This is a genomic window from Yimella sp. RIT 621 (genome assembly GCF_004146205.1).
Taxonomy (GTDB): Bacteria; Actinomycetota; Actinomycetes; order Actinomycetales; family Dermatophilaceae; genus Yimella; species Yimella lutea.
In genome coordinates, this window is sequence record NZ_SEIP01000003.1 from 99,850 (window position 1) to 115,536 (window position 15,687).

Below are 15,687 nucleotides of genomic sequence, written 5' to 3' on the forward strand. Positions count from 1 at the left end.
TTTTCGTCCGTGGAAGGCGACGTCACGAAATCGCGTCCGGTTCCATCCGGTCCACCGTCCGGACAGCGAATCGGTCAGCGTGCCGCTCGAGAAGTGGCGATCTGGTAGAGCGTCACCGACGCGGCAATACCGGCGTTGAGCGACTCGACGGACGAACTCATCGGCACCGACACGATCTGGTCGCAGTTCTCGCTCACCAGTCGCGACAACCCCTTGCCCTCGGACCCGACGACGACCACCAGCGGCTCGGTCGACAGTTCGAGCTGCGGCAGTTCGACGTCGCCGTCCATGTCGAGACCGATGACGAAGAACCCGGCCTTGCGGGACTCCTCCAAAGCGCGGTTCAGGTTGCCCGCCATAGCGACCGGAACGCGTGCCGCCGCACCCGCGGACGTCTTCCACGCCGCCGCCGTCATACCCACCGACCGGCGTTCGGGAACGATGACACCATGGCCGCCGAACGCGGCCACCGAGCGGATGATCGCGCCGAGGTTGCGCGGGTCGGTGATGCCGTCGAGTGCGACGACCAGCGGGATACCCGGCGCCTCCGGGTCGATCAGGTCGCTCGGGTGCGCGTACTCGTACGGCGGGATCTGCAGCGCCAGGCCCTGATGCACCGCATCGTCGGTCAGTCGATCGAGCTCGCCGCGCGGGGTCTCCAGGATCGGGATCGCCCGGTCGGCGGCGAGTTTCAGCGCCTCGCGGACGCGGTCGTCGGAGTCGATCCGGCCGGCGACGTACATCGTGGTGACCGGGATGTGCGCGCGTAGCGCCTCCAGCACCGAGTTGCGTCCGGCGATGACCTCGGACGACGCCTTACCGCGACGGTTGCCACCACGCGATCCGGGACGGGAGGTACCTCCGGTCTTCTGGGCCGCCTTGTACGCCTTGTGGTTCGGACGCTCGGCCGCCTTCGGGGTCGGGCCCTTGCCCTCGAGGCCGCGACGGCGCTGGCCGCCACTGCCGACCTGCATGCCCTTCTTCGAGCTGCCCTTGCGGATCGCTCCGCGGCGCTGGGAGTTGCCTGCCATCGATCAGTCCTTCGTTCGTTGGGCGGCGCGATCGGCCGCCGACATGAGTGACCAGCGAGCGCCGTCCGCGGTGTCCTCGACCGCCACACCGGCGGCGGACAACTGGTCGCGGATGAGGTCCGCGGTGGCGAAGTCACGGTCGGCACGGGCCTGCTTGCGCGAGGCCAACAGCACCTCGATCACGTGGTCAAGCGCTTCGTTCGAGCGATCGTCGCCGCACGAATTCCATTGAGCGTCATACGGATTGACGCCGATCACTTCGGTCATGGCGACGACCTCGAGCGCGAGCTCCTCGGCCCGGGTCCGGTCGCCCGCGTCCAACGCGGTGTTGCCCTCGCGGATCGCGTCGAAGACGACCGCGAGCGCTCCGGAGACATTGAGGTCGTCGTCCATCGCAGTCGCGAACGCGTCCGGAACGGCCACGAAGTCGCCGGACGGCGCCTGGTCGAGCGCGCGTTCGAGGAAACCTTCGATCCGTGCGACCGCGGCAGCGGCCTCGTCCAGAGAACCGTCGTGGTACTCGATCGTCGCCCGATAGTTGACCGCGCCGAGGTAGTACCGCAGGACCAACGGGCGAACCTTCTTGGTGATCTCACCCACGGCCAGGGTGTTGCCGAGCGACTTGCTCATCTTCTCCCCGCCGAGGGTGACCCAGCCGTTGTGCAGCCAGTACTGCGCGAACCCCAGACCTGCAGCGCGCGACTGTGCCTGCTCGTTCTCGTGGTGCGGGAAGCGTAGGTCGATGCCGCCGCCGTGGATGTCGAACTCGTCGCCGAGCCAGCGGCGAGCCATCGCCGAGCACTCCAGGTGCCAGCCCGGCCGGCCCTGCCCGTAGGGGGTCGGCCAAGTGGCGCTCTCCGGTTCGCCGGCCTTGTGGCCCTTCCAGAGCGCGAAGTCGCGCGGGTCACGCTTGCCGCGCGGGTCGGCGTCGGCTGCCGCCTCCATGTCATCGACCTTCTGGCGGGTCAGCGAGCCGTATTCGGGCCAGCTGCGTACGTCGAAGTAGACGTCTCCGCTGCCGTCTTCGGCGGCGTACGCGTGCCCCTTCTCGATCAGGATCTGCATCAGTTCGACCATGTCGGTGACGTGGCCCGTGGCGCGGGGCTCGTACGACGGACGGCGCACGCCGAGCAGGTCGAGTGCATCATTGGTCTCGCGCTCATGCGCGTAGGACCACTCCTGCCACGGCACGTCGTGCTCGGCCGACTTGTTCAGGATCTTGTCATCGATGTCGGTCACATTGCGGACAAGGGTGACTTCGTACCCGTGACCGATCTCCAGCCAACGGCGCAGGATGTCGAACGCGACCGTGAAGCGCACGTGGCCGATGTGCGGCGACCCCTGAGTGGTGAGACCGCAGATGTACATGCCCACCGTGCCCGCACGAAGGGGCTCGAAGGAACGCAGCTCACCGGCTGCGCTGTCGAAGAGTTGCAGAGTCACCCGGCAAGTTTATCGGCGCCGTGAAGTACAGCAGACCACTCGGGTACTGCGTGCCCCATCCGAGTTGGCCGCCGGCCATCGAGGCGAGACCGGTGACCGAGAAGGCGTTGACCGGGCCGCGCGGATGCCACGGGCCTGACGGACGGATGGGCGATCGTCACCGGTTGACCTCGCGAGTGTCGTGAGGTTCGGGGCATCCCGACCACGAAGGTCATGACACTCACATCAGGTCACGCCCCCTCGGGACGCTCCCACTCGTCCTGTCGGGCGGCTTCTTCGCCGATGGTGGTCGAGTCGCCGTGGCCGGTCAGCACGATCGTCTCCGCCGGAAGGGCGAAGAGCTTCGTGCGGATGGAGTCGGTGATGGTGTCGTAGCTGCTGAACGAGCGCCCCGTCGCTCCCGGTCCCCCGTCGAACAGCGTGTCTCCGGTGAGCACCACGCCCAGCGTCGGGATCCGGAGACACACGGCGCCGGGGCTGTGGCCGGGCGTGTGGATCACCTCGATGGTGACCTCGCCGACCTCGATGCGGTCGCCGTCCGCCAGTTCGTGGTCGGGCCCGACGGAGTAAACGCGGTCCCAGAGCATCCGGTCGGACGGGTGCAGGTAACTCGGCGCTTTGGTCGCATCGAATACCTCGCCCACCGCGGTGATGTGGTCGTCGTGCGCGTGGGTACACAGGACGGCCTTCACCGTCCGCCCACCGACGGCGTCCAGGATCGGGGCGGCATCGTGTGCCGCGTCGACGATCACGCACTCCTTGTCGTCACCGATGATCCAGACATTGTTGTCGACGTCCCAGGTGCCCCCGTCGAGACTGAAGGTGCCGGACGTGATCACCCGCTCGATCGTGGTGTCGCCGTGTCCCGCAACGATTTCGGCTGCCATGACGCTCCTCAGATCTCGACGACGGAGCGCAGCACGTCGCCCCCGTGCATCTTGTCGAACGCGGACTCGACGTCGTTCAACCCGATCCGCTCGGTGATGAACGCGTCGAGGTCGAAGCGTCCCTGTCGGTACAGGTCGATGAGCATCGGGAAGTCGCGCGAGGGCAGGCAGTCGCCGTACCAGCTCGACTTCAGCGCGCCACCGCGGCCGAACACCTCGATCAGTGGCAGTTCGATCTTCGCGTCCGGCGTCGGGACACCGACCAGAACGACCGTGCCGGCGAGATCGCGGGCGAAGAACGCCTGCTCGTAGGTTTCGGGTCGGCCGACCGCTTCGACCACGACATCGGCGCCGAAGCCACCGGTGAGTTCGCGGATGCGCTCGACGGCGTCCTCGTTCTTGGAGTTGACGGTGTGCGTTGCCCCGAAGACCTCGGCCTGCTCGAGCTTTCGGTCGTCGACATCGACCGCGATGATCGTCGTCGCTCCGGCGACCTTCGCTCCGGCGATCGCAGCGTTGCCGACGCCGCCACAACCGATGACCGCGACGGAGTCTCCACGGCCGACCTGGCCGGTGTTGACCGCCGCGCCGAAGCCGGCCATCACGCCGCAGCCGAGCAGACCGGCGGCAGCGGCGGACGCGTTCTCGTCGACCTTCGTGCACTGACCGGCCGCGACCAGGGTCTTCTCGATGAACGCGCCGATGCCCAGCGCAGGCGAGAGCTCTGTGCCGTCGGTCAAGGTCATCTTCTGCTTGGCGTTGGCGGTGTCGAAGCAGTACCACGGCTTGCCCTTCGCGCAGGCGCGGCACTGACCGCAGACCGCGCGCCAGTTCAGCACCACGAAGTCGCCAGGCTTCACCTCGGTGACCCCTTCGCCGACGGCCTCCACCCGTCCGGCGGCCTCGTGGCCGAGCAGGAACGGGAACTCGTCGTTGATGCCACCCTCGCGGTAGTGCAGATCGGTGTGGCAGACCCCGCAGGCCTCGATCGCAACGACCGCTTCACCGGGACCGGGATCAGGCACGATGACGTCGACCACTTCCACCGGAGCGCCCTTGCTGCGGGCGATGACACCTTTGACGGTCTGGGGCATTTGCGCACTTCCTCACGGTTTCGACACCTGCTCGAACTTCTTCCCCGCCAGCCTAGATGAGCTCAGGTACGTCGAAGGGCCCGACCGTCTCGCGGTCGAGCCCTTTCGTCGTCGGGTGGTGCGGTCGTTGCGGACTCAGTGTCCGCCGCCGTCACCCTTCTCGGCCGAGTCGTCCGGACGGCTGCCCGGGTGCGTGACCTCTTCGCTGCCGTACGGTGGCTGATCGAGCACGACCGGCACGGAGACCTGCTTGCTGCCGCCGTCGGCGGTGGCGAACACGACCGTGGTGGACTCACCCGGGGGAACCGGGGTGGCGGGGATGTCGATCGGGGACACAGTGGCCTTGCCGTCGCCGCTGGGCTTGCCGTCGAGGCGGACGGACTGCATCGGCGGAATGGAGACCTTGGTCGGCTGTCCGCCGGCCGGAGTGACTGTCAACTGCGCGGCAGTGTTGCCGTTGTTGGTGGCCAAACCCTGCATCGAGCCCTTGTCGCCCTTGTTCTTGGTGACTATGAGCACGTTCGACAGGTTGACCGTGCCGACCTCGGCGTTGTTGCCGTCGGAGGCGACGTAGTCCATGTCGGTGGTGGGTTCGCTGAAGTAGTAGCAGCCGCTCAGGGCAGTGCTGGCAACGCCGGCGACCAGCATCGCTCGAGCACCGCGGCGGACGGCCGGCCGGGAAGTCACACGTCGCATCACATCTGCATGGTACCGGTCTGCCCGCCGCCCCGGGGGCCCCACCCTGCACCGGCCCATGACGACCCACGCGAAGCACGTGCGGCGACTCCTGTCAACCCCTCGGCCGCGATCTGTGCACGTCCGTTTGTGGCCTCTGACCTGCACAAACGGTTTCTGTGACCCCGGCCACCCGTGTTATCCTTGCCTTCGCGAAAGGGGCACACAAGATATGGTTTTCAAGGTCGGCGAGACAGTCGTTTACCCGCACCACGGGGCGGCTCTCATCGAAGAAATCAAGGTCCGAACGATCAAGGGCGTGGAGAAGCAGTACCTCGTCCTGAAGGTTGCCCAAGGCGACCTGACGATCGAGGTTCCGGCGGAGAACTGCGATCTCGTGGGTGTCCGCGATGTCGTCGGCAAGGAAGGCCTCGACCGCGTGTTCGAGGTGTTGCGTGCCGATCACACCGAGGAGCCGACCAACTGGTCGCGTCGCTACAAGGCGAACCTCGAGAAGCTGGCATCCGGCGACGTCATCAAGGTGGCCGAGGTCGTGCGTGACCTGTGGCGCCGCGACCAGGACCGCGGCCTGTCCGCGGGTGAGAAGCGGATGCTCGCCAAGGCGCGCCAGATCCTCGTCTCCGAACTCGCGCTCGCCGAGCACACCAACGAGGACACCGCAGAGGCCACGCTGGACGAGGTCCTCGCGTCCTGAGTTCCATCACGAACAGCGACCACGCCCACGGCACTCCTGCCGTGGGCGTCGTCATCGTCGCCGCCGGCATGGGCACCCGCCTCGGCGCGGGTATGCCCAAGGCCCTCGTCGATATCGGCGGTGATGCCCTGATCGTCCACGCGCTGCGTTCGGTACGTGAGGTCGGTCGGGTGTCCGACGTGGTCGTCGTCGTCCCGGGCGGGCACCGGGGCGAGTTCGAACCGTTGTGTGAGGGCGCCGTGCTCGTCGACGGCGGCGCTGAACGCACCGACTCGGTAGCCGCCGGACTGGCCGCGCTCTCCGACAGGACCGAAGTCGTCCTCGTGCACGACGCCGCTCGCGCCTTTGCTCCCCCGGCGTTGTTCGACGCCGTGATCGACGCCGTGCTGGGCGGTGCCGACGCGGTGGTCCCCGGCCTACCCGTGGTCGACACCGTCAAGCAGGTGGACGCCGGCGGTGTGGTGGTCGGTACGCCGGATCGCTCGTCACTGCGTGCCGTTCAGACGCCGCAGGGCTTCTGCCGGTCCGCGCTCGTCCGGGCGCACTCCCGGGGTGCCCAGGCGACCGACGACGCGGCCCTGGTGGAGTCGGACGGCGGACACGTGGTGGTCGTCGACGGCGATCCCCGCGCGCTCAAGGTCACCGTTCCGGCCGACCTCGACGCAGTCCGGCGTCTGATCACAACCGACCCACAGGAGCAACTCATCGATTCGCCGCAGCATCCTGCATCCTTGCCCCGCACCGGGATCGGTGTCGATGTACACGCCTACGCCGATGACGAGCGACCGCTGTCCCTCGCCTGCCTCACCTGGCCCGGCGAACGTGGAATCGAAGGACATTCCGACGGTGACGTCGCCGCTCACGCGGTGTGCGATGCCCTGCTGTCGGCCGCCGGTCTGGGTGACCTCGGCACTCAGTTCGGCGTCGACCGACCGCAGATGAAGGGGGCAACCGGCGCGGCGATGCTGGCCGACGTGCACGGCACCCTCGAGCGAGCAGGTTTCCGCATCGGCAATGTCAGTGTGCAGATCATCGGTAACCGGCCGAAGGTGGGTCCGCGCCGCGAGGAAGCGCAACAGGCGATCTCGGCCGCGCTCGGCGGGGCGCACGTCTCGGTTTCAGCGACGACCACCGATCACCTCGGCTTCCTGGGCCGCGGCGAGGGCATCGGCGCGATCGCCAACGCGCTGGTCATCCGTGGCTGACGCCCGAACGTGAACGAGCCCCTGCAGGTTCTGCAGGGGCTCGTCCATGGCGCAGGAGGCGCCGGAGAATGTCAGCGCTGCAGGCCCTCGTTCGGGTCGCCGTACCGGCCGGTGACCAGGTAGACGATGCGGTCCGCGACGGCGACGGCGTGGTCGCCGAATCGCTCGTAGTAGCGCGACAGCAGCGTGACGTCGACCGCGGTCTCGGTCGGGTGGTTCCAGCCCTCGCTGTGCAGGGCGGCGAAGATCTGCCGGTGCAGGTCGTCCATGTGGTCGTCCAGGCGCTCGATCTCCTGCGCTGCGTGGACGTCCTTGCTGTCGATCGCCTCGCCGGTCTTCTTCGCCAGGTCGATCGCCCACTCCGACATCGAGGTGATGTGCGGCAGCACTTCCTGCGGAACGGCCTGCTTCGGGTAACGCATCCGGGCGATCTTCGCGATGTGGCGGGCCAGGTCGCCCATCCGCTCGATGTCAGATGCCATGTGCATGGCGGTGACGACCATCCGCAGGTCGGTGGCCACCGGCTGCTGACGGGCCAGCAGGTCGACCGCCAGGTCGTCGACCTGGCGTCGCACGGTGTCGATGTCGTCGTCCGCAGCGATGACGCTCTCGGCCACGCCGAGGTCGGTGTTCACGAGTGCGTCGGTGGCGCGCGTCATCGCAGTACCGACCATCTCGGTCATGTGAACGAGCTGATCGGAAACACGATCGAGGTCGTCGTGGAAGGCGTTGCGCATGCTTGCTGAATCCTTGCTTCGGGGTGAACTCGAAAGGAGCCGAGATGGTCGGGCGGTTTTGCCGGCCTCGACCGACTTCACCGGTCGTGGCCCATTGTGCCCCAGACCGGCGACTCGCCGAGGGTCGCAGGCTGCGGTGAACGGCGACGAACGCGCAGGTTAACGGCCGATGGCTCGCAGTCGTACGCGTCTGACCAGCACCGACGACGCTTCACCGACCCCGTACATTGGGCCGCGTGTTGGAGGTCCTACTCGCCCTGAGCGCCCTGTGCGTGGGCCTCGTCATCGGCTGGTCGGCCGCCAGACGTCGGACTGCCGAGACCGCGGCGAAGAGCATCGCCACCACGCACACCAACCCGGAGCCGATCGCCCCGGAGGCCGCCGAGATCCTCGATGCGTTGCGCTCGGTCTCGCTGGTCGTCGACGCCAGCGACCGCGTGGTGCGGGCGAGCCCGTCCGCAGCGGCGCTGGGCCTCGTCCGCGGGCACGAGATCGTGCATGAACAACTGCGCACCCTCGTGCGCACGTCTCGGCGAGACAAGGACCTGCACGAACTCGAACTCGACCTGACCCGCGGACTCAACGGCGCCGGACGCCTGGTGCTCGGGGTGCGGGTGACGCCACTGTCCGACGACCACGTCCTCATCCTGCTCGACGACCGCTCGCAGCTGCGACGCGTCGAGGAGACCCGGCGTGACTTCGTGGTCAACGTCAGTCACGAACTGAAGACTCCCGTCGCCGGACTCAGTCTGTTGTCAGAGGCGATCGACGATGCTCGCGACGATCCGGAGGCGGTACACCGGTTCACCAAGCGGATGCGCACCGAGGCCGACCGCATCAACCGGTTGGTCATGGAGATCGTCGAGTTCTCCAGGTTGCAGGTCGCAGAGACCCTCGACGATCCGCAGCGCGTCGACGTGCGCGAGTGCGTCGCGGAGGCCATCGAGCATATGCGGCTGATGGCCGACGAACGCAATATCGGCATCCAGGCGCACGACGAGGGCAACCGCGCCGAGGTGTTCGGCGACCCCGACCTGATCACCACCGCCGTGCGCAACCTGATCGAGAACGCAGTCAACTACTCCGGCAGCGGCACGCGGGTGGACGTCGCTGTGAAGGGCTCGCCCGATCTGGTCACCGTTGCAGTGAAGGATCAAGGCAGCGGCATCCCGGCCGGCGAGATCGAGCGCGTCTTCGAACGCTTCTACCGCGTCGACGCCGCCCGGTCGCGACGCACCGGCGGCACGGGGCTCGGCCTTGCCATCGTCAAACACATCTGCGCCAACCACGGCGGTGAGGTCACCGCGTGGTCCGAGGAGGGCCACGGCTCGACCTTCACCATCCGGTTGCCGGCCGCACATCCCGAACCCTCCGAAACAACGATCGGCCGACCGGTCGACGAAGCCCGAAAGGTCACCTCATGACGCGCATCCTGCTGGTCGAGGACGAGGAGTCGCTGTCCGACCCGTTGTCCTACCTGTTGTCCAAGGAGGGCTACGAGGTGTCGGTAGCGGAGACCGGACCCGACGCGCTGCTCGACTTCGATCGCAACGGCGCCGACCTCGTCCTGCTCGACCTGATGCTGCCCGGCATGTCCGGCACCGAGGTGTGCCGGGTGATCCGGCAGAAGGCGAACGTGCCGATCATCATGCTGACTGCCAAGGACAGCGAGGTCGACAAGATCGTCGGGCTCGAGATCGGCGCGGACGACTACGTCACCAAGCCGTATTCCTCCCGCGAACTTCTCGCCCGCATCAAGGCGGTGCTGCGCCGTGGCCAGGACACCGGGGAGCTCATGCCCGCCACCCTGCACAGCGGACCGGTGCGCATGGACGTCGAACGCCACACGGTCAGTGTTCAGGGCGAGCCGGTTTCGTTACCGCTCAAGGAGTTCGAGCTGCTCGAGCTGCTGCTGCGCAACGCCGGACGCGTGCTCACCCGCGGTCAGCTGATCGACCGCGTCTGGGGCAGCGACTACGTCGGTGACACCAAGACGCTCGACGTGCACGTCAAGCGGCTGCGCGCGAAGATCGAGGAAGACCCGGGCAACCCGAAGGTGATCGTCACCGTCCGCGGCCTGGGCTACAAGTACGAGGGCAGCTGACACACGCCGAAAGTCCGCAGAACCGGCGAATTGACGCAGGCGTTCTGCGGACTTACGGTTCAGCGGCCTTGGTTGGCGACCGCCTCGGCAGCTGCCTTCGCGGCCCCGGGGTCGAGGTACTTTCCGCCCTTGACGGTGGGCTTGAAATGCTCGTCGAGTTCGTAGACCAGCGGCATTCCGGTCGGGATGTTGAGGCCGACGATGTCGTCGTCGGAGATCCCGTCGAGGTGCTTCACCATCGCGCGCAGGCTGTTGCCATGAGCGGCGACCAGAACGGTCTTGCCGTCCTTCAGGTCGGGAATGATCGAGCCCTCCCAGTACGGCAGGAAGCGCTCGATGACGTCCTTCAGGCACTCGGTGCGCGGCGCGTCATCGCCGAGATCGGCGTACCGCGGGTCACCGTCCTGGGAGAACTCGACGCCGGGCTCGATGGGCGGCGGCGGGGTGTCGAACGACCGGCGCCAGGTCATGAACTGCTCCTCGCCGAACTCCTCCAGCGTGGCCTTCTTGTCCTTGCCCTGGAGGGCGCCGTAGTGACGCTCGTTCAGGCGCCACGACCGGTGCACCGGGATCCAGTGACGGTCGGCGACGTCGAGGGCGAGGTGGGCGGTCGTGATCGCGCGGCGCAGCAGCGAGGTATGCACGACGTCGGGCAGGACGTCTGCTTCCTTCAACAGCTTGCCGCCGTTCGCGGCCTCGGAGCGGCCCTTCTCGGTGAGGTCGACGTCGACCCAGCCGGTGAAGAGGTTCTTGGCGTTCCAGTCGGATTCGCCGTGCCGCAGCAGCACGAGTGTGTAGGTCATGACTCCAGCCTAACCACCGACATAGGTGCGGTGGTCAGGCCAGCAGGTGCTTGAACGCCTCGAGGTTGCGGGTGGATTCACCGCGCGAAATTCGCCACTCCCATTCCTTCTTCATCGAGGTCAGGAAGCCGAGCACCAACAGGTCGTTGAAGGGCTCGTCCGCTGCACGCAGGACGGCACCGAGCAGCTTGTCGAGGTAGGTCTCGTCGACGGCGGCGAGCGGGACGCGTCCGCCGACGTACACGTCGCCGGAGGCATCGATCGAGTACGCGAGACCTGGCAGCTTGAGGTTGCGGCGCAACAGGAACTTGTAGAAGTCGAGGTGGTTCTCATCAGGCTGCCGGATGACGAATGCGGCTGTGATCAGATCGTTCTCACCGACCGTGAGGGACGTGACCGTCTTCAGCTTCTTCTCCCCCGGGAGGGTGACGACGTACTCGCCGTCGTTGACCCCGGCCTCCCAGTCCAGTTCGTTGTCGGCCAGCACCCCTTCCAGGACCGCCACGACGTCGTCGCGCAGGCTCACGGCACTACCGCAGTCGGCACCGTCGCGAAGTCGAGGTGCGTGTCATACGGACGCGGCGGCGCCTCACAGGCGTGCCGGTAGACGTCGAACAGCTTGTCGGTCGTCGCATCCCAGGAGAACTCGCGGGCCCGCGCAATCGCGTTGTCGCTCATTGTTTTCCGCCTCTCGTCGTCGTCCAGCAGGTCGGCGAGGACCGACGCCCACTCGTCGGGATCGTGCGAGTCGACCAGCACTCCCCCGTCGCCCACTGCCGTCGGGAGCCCACCGACGTTCGCAGCGACCACCGGTGTGCCGCACGCCATGGACTCGATCGCGACCAGGCCAAAGGATTCGGAGTGGGAGGGCACGACGGTCAGGTCGGCGGCCGCGAACCAGCGGGCAAGTTCGGTGCGGCTCTGCGGAGGCACGAACTGCACGACGTCGGCGACGCCGAGTTCGCGCGCCATCGCCTGCAGCGCACGGGGACGCTCCCGCCCGCTGCCACTCGGACCGCCGAGGATCGCGACCACTGTCCGGCCGCGGCGCTCAGGTTCGCGTTCGATCATCCTCGCGACGGCCTTGACCAGCACGTCCGGGGCCTTGAGCGGCTGGATGCGTCCGACGAACAGCAGCACATCGGCGTCCTCGGGCAGCCCCAGTTCGCGGCGGCACACCGACTTGTCGGCCGGCCGCAGGACGTCGAGGTCGACGCCCGGGGGCACGACGCGGACCCGTTCGGGATCGGCGTCGTACAACTCCACGAGTTCGCGGGCTTCGGTATCGGTGTTGGCGATCAACCAACCGGCCACCTTGACGACCTGCTCCTCGCCGATCTCGCGACCCTTGGGTTCGGGCCGATCGCCTGCTGCGAGAGCACGATTCTTGACGCGGCTCATCGTGTGCATGGTGTGGACCAACGGCACGTTCCACCGGTCGGCGGCCAGCCAGCCGACCTGACCGGACAGCCAGTAGTGGGAGTGGACCAGGTCGTAATGCCCCTCCGGGCTGATGGCGACGAATCGCATCACTCCCGCCGCGAACGCGCACAGTTGTCCGGGCAGGTCCTCCTTGTCGAGACCCTCGTACGGCCCGGCGTCGATGTGTCGCACGATCACGTTGGGTGCGAGGGTGACGACCTCCGCCAGGCTCGCGGACGTCCGACGGGTGAAGATCTCGACCTCGACGCCCCGCGCACCCAGCCGCTTCGCGGTCTCCACCACGTACACGTTGAGCCCGCCCGCGTCGCCCGTACCGGGCTGGTCGAGCGGCGAGGTGTGGACGCTGATCATCGCCACCCGCTGCACCGGGCATCCGCTGGACTCGGTCATGCGGCTCAGTCTCTCACCCGGGCAAGTCGTCCGGTCGTGGTCTCGATCGCGGCGCTCGCCCCACGGGGCTCGCACCCGGTCGACCACCGCCTGAGTGGCTCGTATCTAGGCTGAGCGGGTGGCCTCTGCACGTCCGGTGGGCGCGATCACGCGCGGCACCACGAACCCCAATCGCCTGCGCCGGTGCGACCGGTGGCTGGTGGCCACCCAGCGACATCGCCTGACGGCCCCGCTCGGCGCGCCCCTGGTGGTGGATCTCGGGTACGGCGCATCACCGGTCACCGCCGTGGAACTACGCGACCGGCTCCGCGCCGTACGCCCGGATGTCCGGGTCGTCGGAGTCGAGATCGACCCCGCCAGGGTGCGCGCGGCGCAGCACCTGCAGGACGACACGCTCAGCTTTCGCATCGGCGGATTCGAGCTGCCGGTGGACGGGAAGGTCGACGTGGTCCGCGCGTTCAACGTGCTGCGCCAGTACGACGAGTCCGAGGTGGAGTCTTCGTGGAGCCTTGTGCAACAACGTCTTTCACCGACCGGGATCTTCGTCGACGGGACCTGCGACGAGATCGGGCGACTGGCCACCTGGGTGACGCTCGACCGTCGCTTACCGCTGAGCTTGACCTTCTCCTGGCGGCTCGGGGGGCTGGACACACCGTCGGTGATCGCCGAACGTCTGCCCAAGGCACTGATCCACCGCAACGTGCCGGGTGAACCGATCCACGAGTTTGTGCGGACCTTCGACCGTGCGTGGGCGACGGCTGCGCCGCACGGTTCGTTCGGTGCCCGGCAACGCTTCCTGGCGGCGGTCGACACCATCCGTGCAGACGGCTGGCCCGTCCTGCACGGGCGCAGTCGCCACAGGCTCGGCGAACTCAGCGTGGAATGGTCTGCGGTCGCCCCGAATCGGAGGTGATCAGCCCACGAGTCCGGTGGTCGCCACGTACGCGGTGCCGTCGCCCGAGCAGTGCAGGTGGTCGACGGATGCCGGAACGAAACACGACTGTGCCGGACCCAACTCGATCTGCTCGACACCGTCGTCGAGCGTGATCTTTCCTCCGATGCAGAGCACGATGCGCGGCTTGTTACGTCCTGGTGCTTCTTCAGGTTGTGTACCCGGGTTCACTTGGTGCAGTTGGAAATACGGCACATCGACCGGGAAGCTGTGCACTCGAACACCCGACGGCGGTTCCTCCACCACAACGGGGCGGTGGACGTCGACGATACGGAGCAGTTCGGTGATGTCGATGCGTTTGGGAGTCAGGCCGGCTCGGACGACGTTGTCGGAATTGGCGAGGATCTCGACCGTCACCCCGTGCACTGCGGCGTGCAGCACTCCTGCTGGCAGGAACACGTAACTGTTCGCGGGCACGACGTGGTGCCTCATGGTCAGCAGCACCGCCGCGCCGACGTCGCCGGGGAACTGGGCGGCAATGCGGTGGATGGCCTCGTAGTGCGGGTGGTCTCGTCGGTCACCACATGCCCGGACGACCTCTTCGGTGAGCTCGCGCTGAACCGACTCCTCGGCCTGCAGGATCGACCGGAGCAACTGCTTGACGCCCGAGCCGGCCGCGGCCTCGATCAGTTCCCCGAACCGTTGACACTGCAGTTCCCCTGCCGCGGAACGGATCTCGTCGAAGGCGAGCGTCCCGGCGAACATCTCGAACTCGGTGACCGTGAGCCAGGCCTCCGGCTTCGGCCAGTTGTCGACATAGGTGCCGGTGGGCGCGGTCAGCGCTTCCTCACGGCTGGGATGCGCCTGGATCGACAACGCCTGCTCCGGTGCGAGCAGCTTGAGCAGGAACGGCAGTCGACGCTGGAACTGAGTCACGGTCGTCTCACCGAGCATGCCGATCGGGTCGGCAGCGATGAGCTTGTCCAACGTTGTGCGGTCGTCGTGGTGACCGACGACGCAGGGCGACGCCTCGTGTGCACCCATCCACATCTCGGCCTCGGGGGACTCGGTCGGCGAGGGCCGTCCGGCCAGTTCGGCCAGCGCCGTGCGCGACCCCCACGCGTAATCCCGGATGCGTGGTTCGAGCCGGACGATCATGCGAGGAAGTCTCGCACGAGCTCTCGTACGCGAGCCCGATGACTCCACAGGATCCCGCCTGCTGGGAGCACCTCGAGCCGGGCGTTCGGGATCAGGTCGGCGATCTCACGCGAGACCCACAGCGGGTGCGCGGGATCGTCCTCCTGGCCGAGCACGAGCACCTGCGCCTGCACCGCCTGCAGTGATCGACGGTCGTGCACCGCGGTCGCGTGTGGGATCGTCCGCAACGCACGGGACACGTCTGTCCGGACGATCGTGTGTGCCTGGTCCATACACCAGTTACGCACGACGGGATCGTCCCGGTGCTCCCCCGGCTGTTCCAGCAGCAACAACTCGAAGACACCGTCGACGTCGTGCTCGTCGGCGAACCGGCCCATCTCCAGCAATCGCTCGAGGGCGACGTCGGTGCGGGGTGTGTCAAGCACGGCAGGCAGCGCCAGCACAATGCGTTCGAAGCGGTCGGGCACCCGCTCGAGAAGGTGAGCGATCGCGCCGGCTCCCATGCTGACGCCCAACGCCCGGGTGGCGTCGACGTGCGTGGCCACAGCGTCGAGTTCGTCGGCCAGCGCGGTGTAGGTCCACGCCGATTCCGGCGAGGACGAGGCACCGTGGCCGCGGAAGTGGAAGTACGCCTGGCGTCCGGGCACGCCGGAGCCGAAAGGGCGCGTGGTCGATATCGAACCTGCGAGCCCGTGGGCGAAGACGGTGACTGGTTCGTCACGTCCGACCAGCAGGTACTCGATGCCGCCTTCGGACGTCGACAGGATGCAGGTGCGGGTGCTCACCATCGTCCGCGGGAACCGCCACCGCGGCGGGACTCGACCTGTCGCAACGCCGGACGGACGTCGGCGAGGTACACCCCGGCAGCCACGATCGCGATGATGCCGAAGAGGTTGAGCGGTGACTGGATCACCAGCAGCGCGAACACCGCAGCCAGGCCCGTGATCAACAACCAGCGTTGCTTGGTCATCTTGTCGGCGGCTCGGAACGCATCCTCGCGGCGACGCAGCGCATCGACGAACGCGAAGGCCGTGGTGGCCATCAGGGCGAGGCCGAGCAGCAGCGCGACGGTGGACTGGATGCGAAAAAGAGGTTCGAGCACGTCACCAG

Annotated in this window: 17 protein-coding genes; 5 read left to right on the plus strand and 12 right to left on the minus strand. The window is 67.5% G+C overall.

All coding sequences use genetic code 11. The annotated features are described in order from the left end of the window. Nucleotides 1-74: 74 nt before the first annotated feature. The 5 genes from rlmB to EU513_RS03965 all read right to left on the minus strand — a co-directional run bounded on the left by rlmB (nt 75) and on the right by EU513_RS03965 (nt 5,151). On the minus strand, nt 75-1,031 hold the full coding sequence (gene rlmB / locus EU513_RS03945; RefSeq protein ID WP_129624598.1) for a 23S rRNA (guanosine(2251)-2'-O)-methyltransferase RlmB: 957 nt from the start codon (nt 1,029-1,031) through the stop codon (nt 75-77). A 3-nt stretch (nt 1,032-1,034) separates the two neighbouring features. Beyond that, complete coding sequence (gene cysS, locus EU513_RS03950) at nt 1,035-2,474, minus strand: cysteine--tRNA ligase (RefSeq protein ID WP_129624599.1); 1,440 nt, start codon at nt 2,472-2,474, stop codon at nt 1,035-1,037. A 230-nt stretch (nt 2,475-2,704) separates the two neighbouring features. After that, complete coding sequence (locus tag EU513_RS03955; protein WP_129624600.1) at nt 2,705-3,361, minus strand: MBL fold metallo-hydrolase; 657 nt, start codon at nt 3,359-3,361, stop codon at nt 2,705-2,707. An 8-nt stretch (nt 3,362-3,369) separates the two neighbouring features. Beyond that, nucleotides 3,370-4,455 carry an S-(hydroxymethyl)mycothiol dehydrogenase gene (locus EU513_RS03960; protein ID WP_129624601.1) on the minus strand — a complete coding sequence of 362 codons (1,086 nt, stop codon included), beginning with the start codon at nt 4,453-4,455 and terminating at the stop codon, nt 3,370-3,372. Between the two features lie 135 nt (nt 4,456-4,590). Further along, nucleotides 4,591-5,151 (minus strand): hypothetical protein, encoded by a 561-nt coding sequence (locus EU513_RS03965; RefSeq protein WP_129624602.1) that lies wholly within the window; start codon nt 5,149-5,151, stop codon nt 4,591-4,593. A gap of 211 nt (nt 5,152-5,362) precedes the next feature. Here EU513_RS03965 and EU513_RS03970 point away from each other — a divergent pair, with 211 nt between their 5' ends. After that, a complete protein-coding gene (locus EU513_RS03970) occupies nt 5,363-5,845 on the plus strand; it encodes a CarD family transcriptional regulator (protein ID WP_115923962.1) in 483 nt (160 codons plus the stop codon). A 41-nt stretch (nt 5,846-5,886) separates the two neighbouring features. Further along, on the plus strand, nt 5,887-7,050 hold the full coding sequence (ispD, locus tag EU513_RS03975) for a 2-C-methyl-D-erythritol 4-phosphate cytidylyltransferase (protein WP_370447335.1): 1,164 nt from the start codon (nt 5,887-5,889) through the stop codon (nt 7,048-7,050). 71 nt (nt 7,051-7,121) lie between these two features. On the opposite strand, the gene phoU is transcribed toward ispD, so the two are convergent. Further along, on the minus strand, nt 7,122-7,787 hold the full coding sequence (phoU, locus tag EU513_RS03980) for a phosphate signaling complex protein PhoU (RefSeq protein WP_129624603.1): 666 nt from the start codon (nt 7,785-7,787) through the stop codon (nt 7,122-7,124). A gap of 236 nt (nt 7,788-8,023) precedes the next feature. Between phoU and EU513_RS03985 the strand changes: the two genes are divergently transcribed. Next, nucleotides 8,024-9,211 (plus strand): cell wall metabolism sensor histidine kinase WalK, encoded by a 1,188-nt coding sequence (locus EU513_RS03985; protein WP_129624604.1) that lies wholly within the window; start codon nt 8,024-8,026, stop codon nt 9,209-9,211. Then, nucleotides 9,208-9,891 (plus strand): response regulator transcription factor, encoded by a 684-nt coding sequence (locus tag EU513_RS03990; RefSeq protein ID WP_129624605.1) that lies wholly within the window; start codon nt 9,208-9,210, stop codon nt 9,889-9,891. Before EU513_RS03985 ends, EU513_RS03990 begins: the two co-directional genes overlap by 4 nt. Before the next feature lie 59 nt (nt 9,892-9,950). Here the strand turns inward: EU513_RS03990 and EU513_RS03995 are convergent, their stop codons facing one another. From EU513_RS03995 to mshA, 3 genes are read right to left on the minus strand one after another with little or no spacing between them, the layout of a single operon-like run. After that, nucleotides 9,951-10,694 carry a phosphoglyceromutase gene (locus EU513_RS03995; RefSeq protein ID WP_129624606.1) on the minus strand — a complete coding sequence of 248 codons (744 nt, stop codon included), beginning with the start codon at nt 10,692-10,694 and terminating at the stop codon, nt 9,951-9,953. A gap of 34 nt (nt 10,695-10,728) precedes the next feature. Next, the gene (locus EU513_RS04000; RefSeq protein WP_168990134.1) at nt 10,729-11,220 is read right to left on the minus strand and encodes a YbjN domain-containing protein; all 492 of its coding nucleotides are present in this window, start codon (nt 11,218-11,220) and stop codon (nt 10,729-10,731) included. Next, nucleotides 11,217-12,527, minus strand: coding sequence for a D-inositol-3-phosphate glycosyltransferase (mshA, locus tag EU513_RS04005; RefSeq protein WP_129624607.1), 1,311 nt, complete (start codon nt 12,525-12,527; stop codon nt 11,217-11,219). The genes EU513_RS04000 and mshA overlap by 4 nt, the downstream gene beginning before the upstream one ends. A gap of 118 nt (nt 12,528-12,645) precedes the next feature. Here mshA and EU513_RS04010 point away from each other — a divergent pair, with 118 nt between their 5' ends. After that, complete coding sequence (locus EU513_RS04010; protein WP_129624608.1) at nt 12,646-13,440, plus strand: class I SAM-dependent methyltransferase; 795 nt, start codon at nt 12,646-12,648, stop codon at nt 13,438-13,440. Here EU513_RS04010 and manA read toward each other — a convergent pair whose 3' ends face one another. The 3 genes from manA to EU513_RS04025 are packed head-to-tail and all read right to left on the minus strand — an operon-like array spanning nt 13,441 to nt 15,679. Continuing rightward, nucleotides 13,441-14,577: a mannose-6-phosphate isomerase, class I gene (gene manA, locus EU513_RS04015; protein WP_129624609.1), complete on the minus strand. Its 1,137-nt coding sequence runs from the start codon at nt 14,575-14,577 to the stop codon at nt 13,441-13,443. After that, nucleotides 14,574-15,362 (minus strand): alpha/beta fold hydrolase, encoded by a 789-nt coding sequence (locus EU513_RS04020; RefSeq protein ID WP_370447336.1) that lies wholly within the window; start codon nt 15,360-15,362, stop codon nt 14,574-14,576. The genes manA and EU513_RS04020 overlap by 4 nt, the downstream gene beginning before the upstream one ends. After that, complete coding sequence (locus EU513_RS04025; protein ID WP_239701062.1) at nt 15,359-15,679, minus strand: DUF2516 family protein; 321 nt, start codon at nt 15,677-15,679, stop codon at nt 15,359-15,361. The genes EU513_RS04020 and EU513_RS04025 overlap by 4 nt, the downstream gene beginning before the upstream one ends. Between the last annotated feature and the right edge of the window lie 8 nt (nt 15,680-15,687).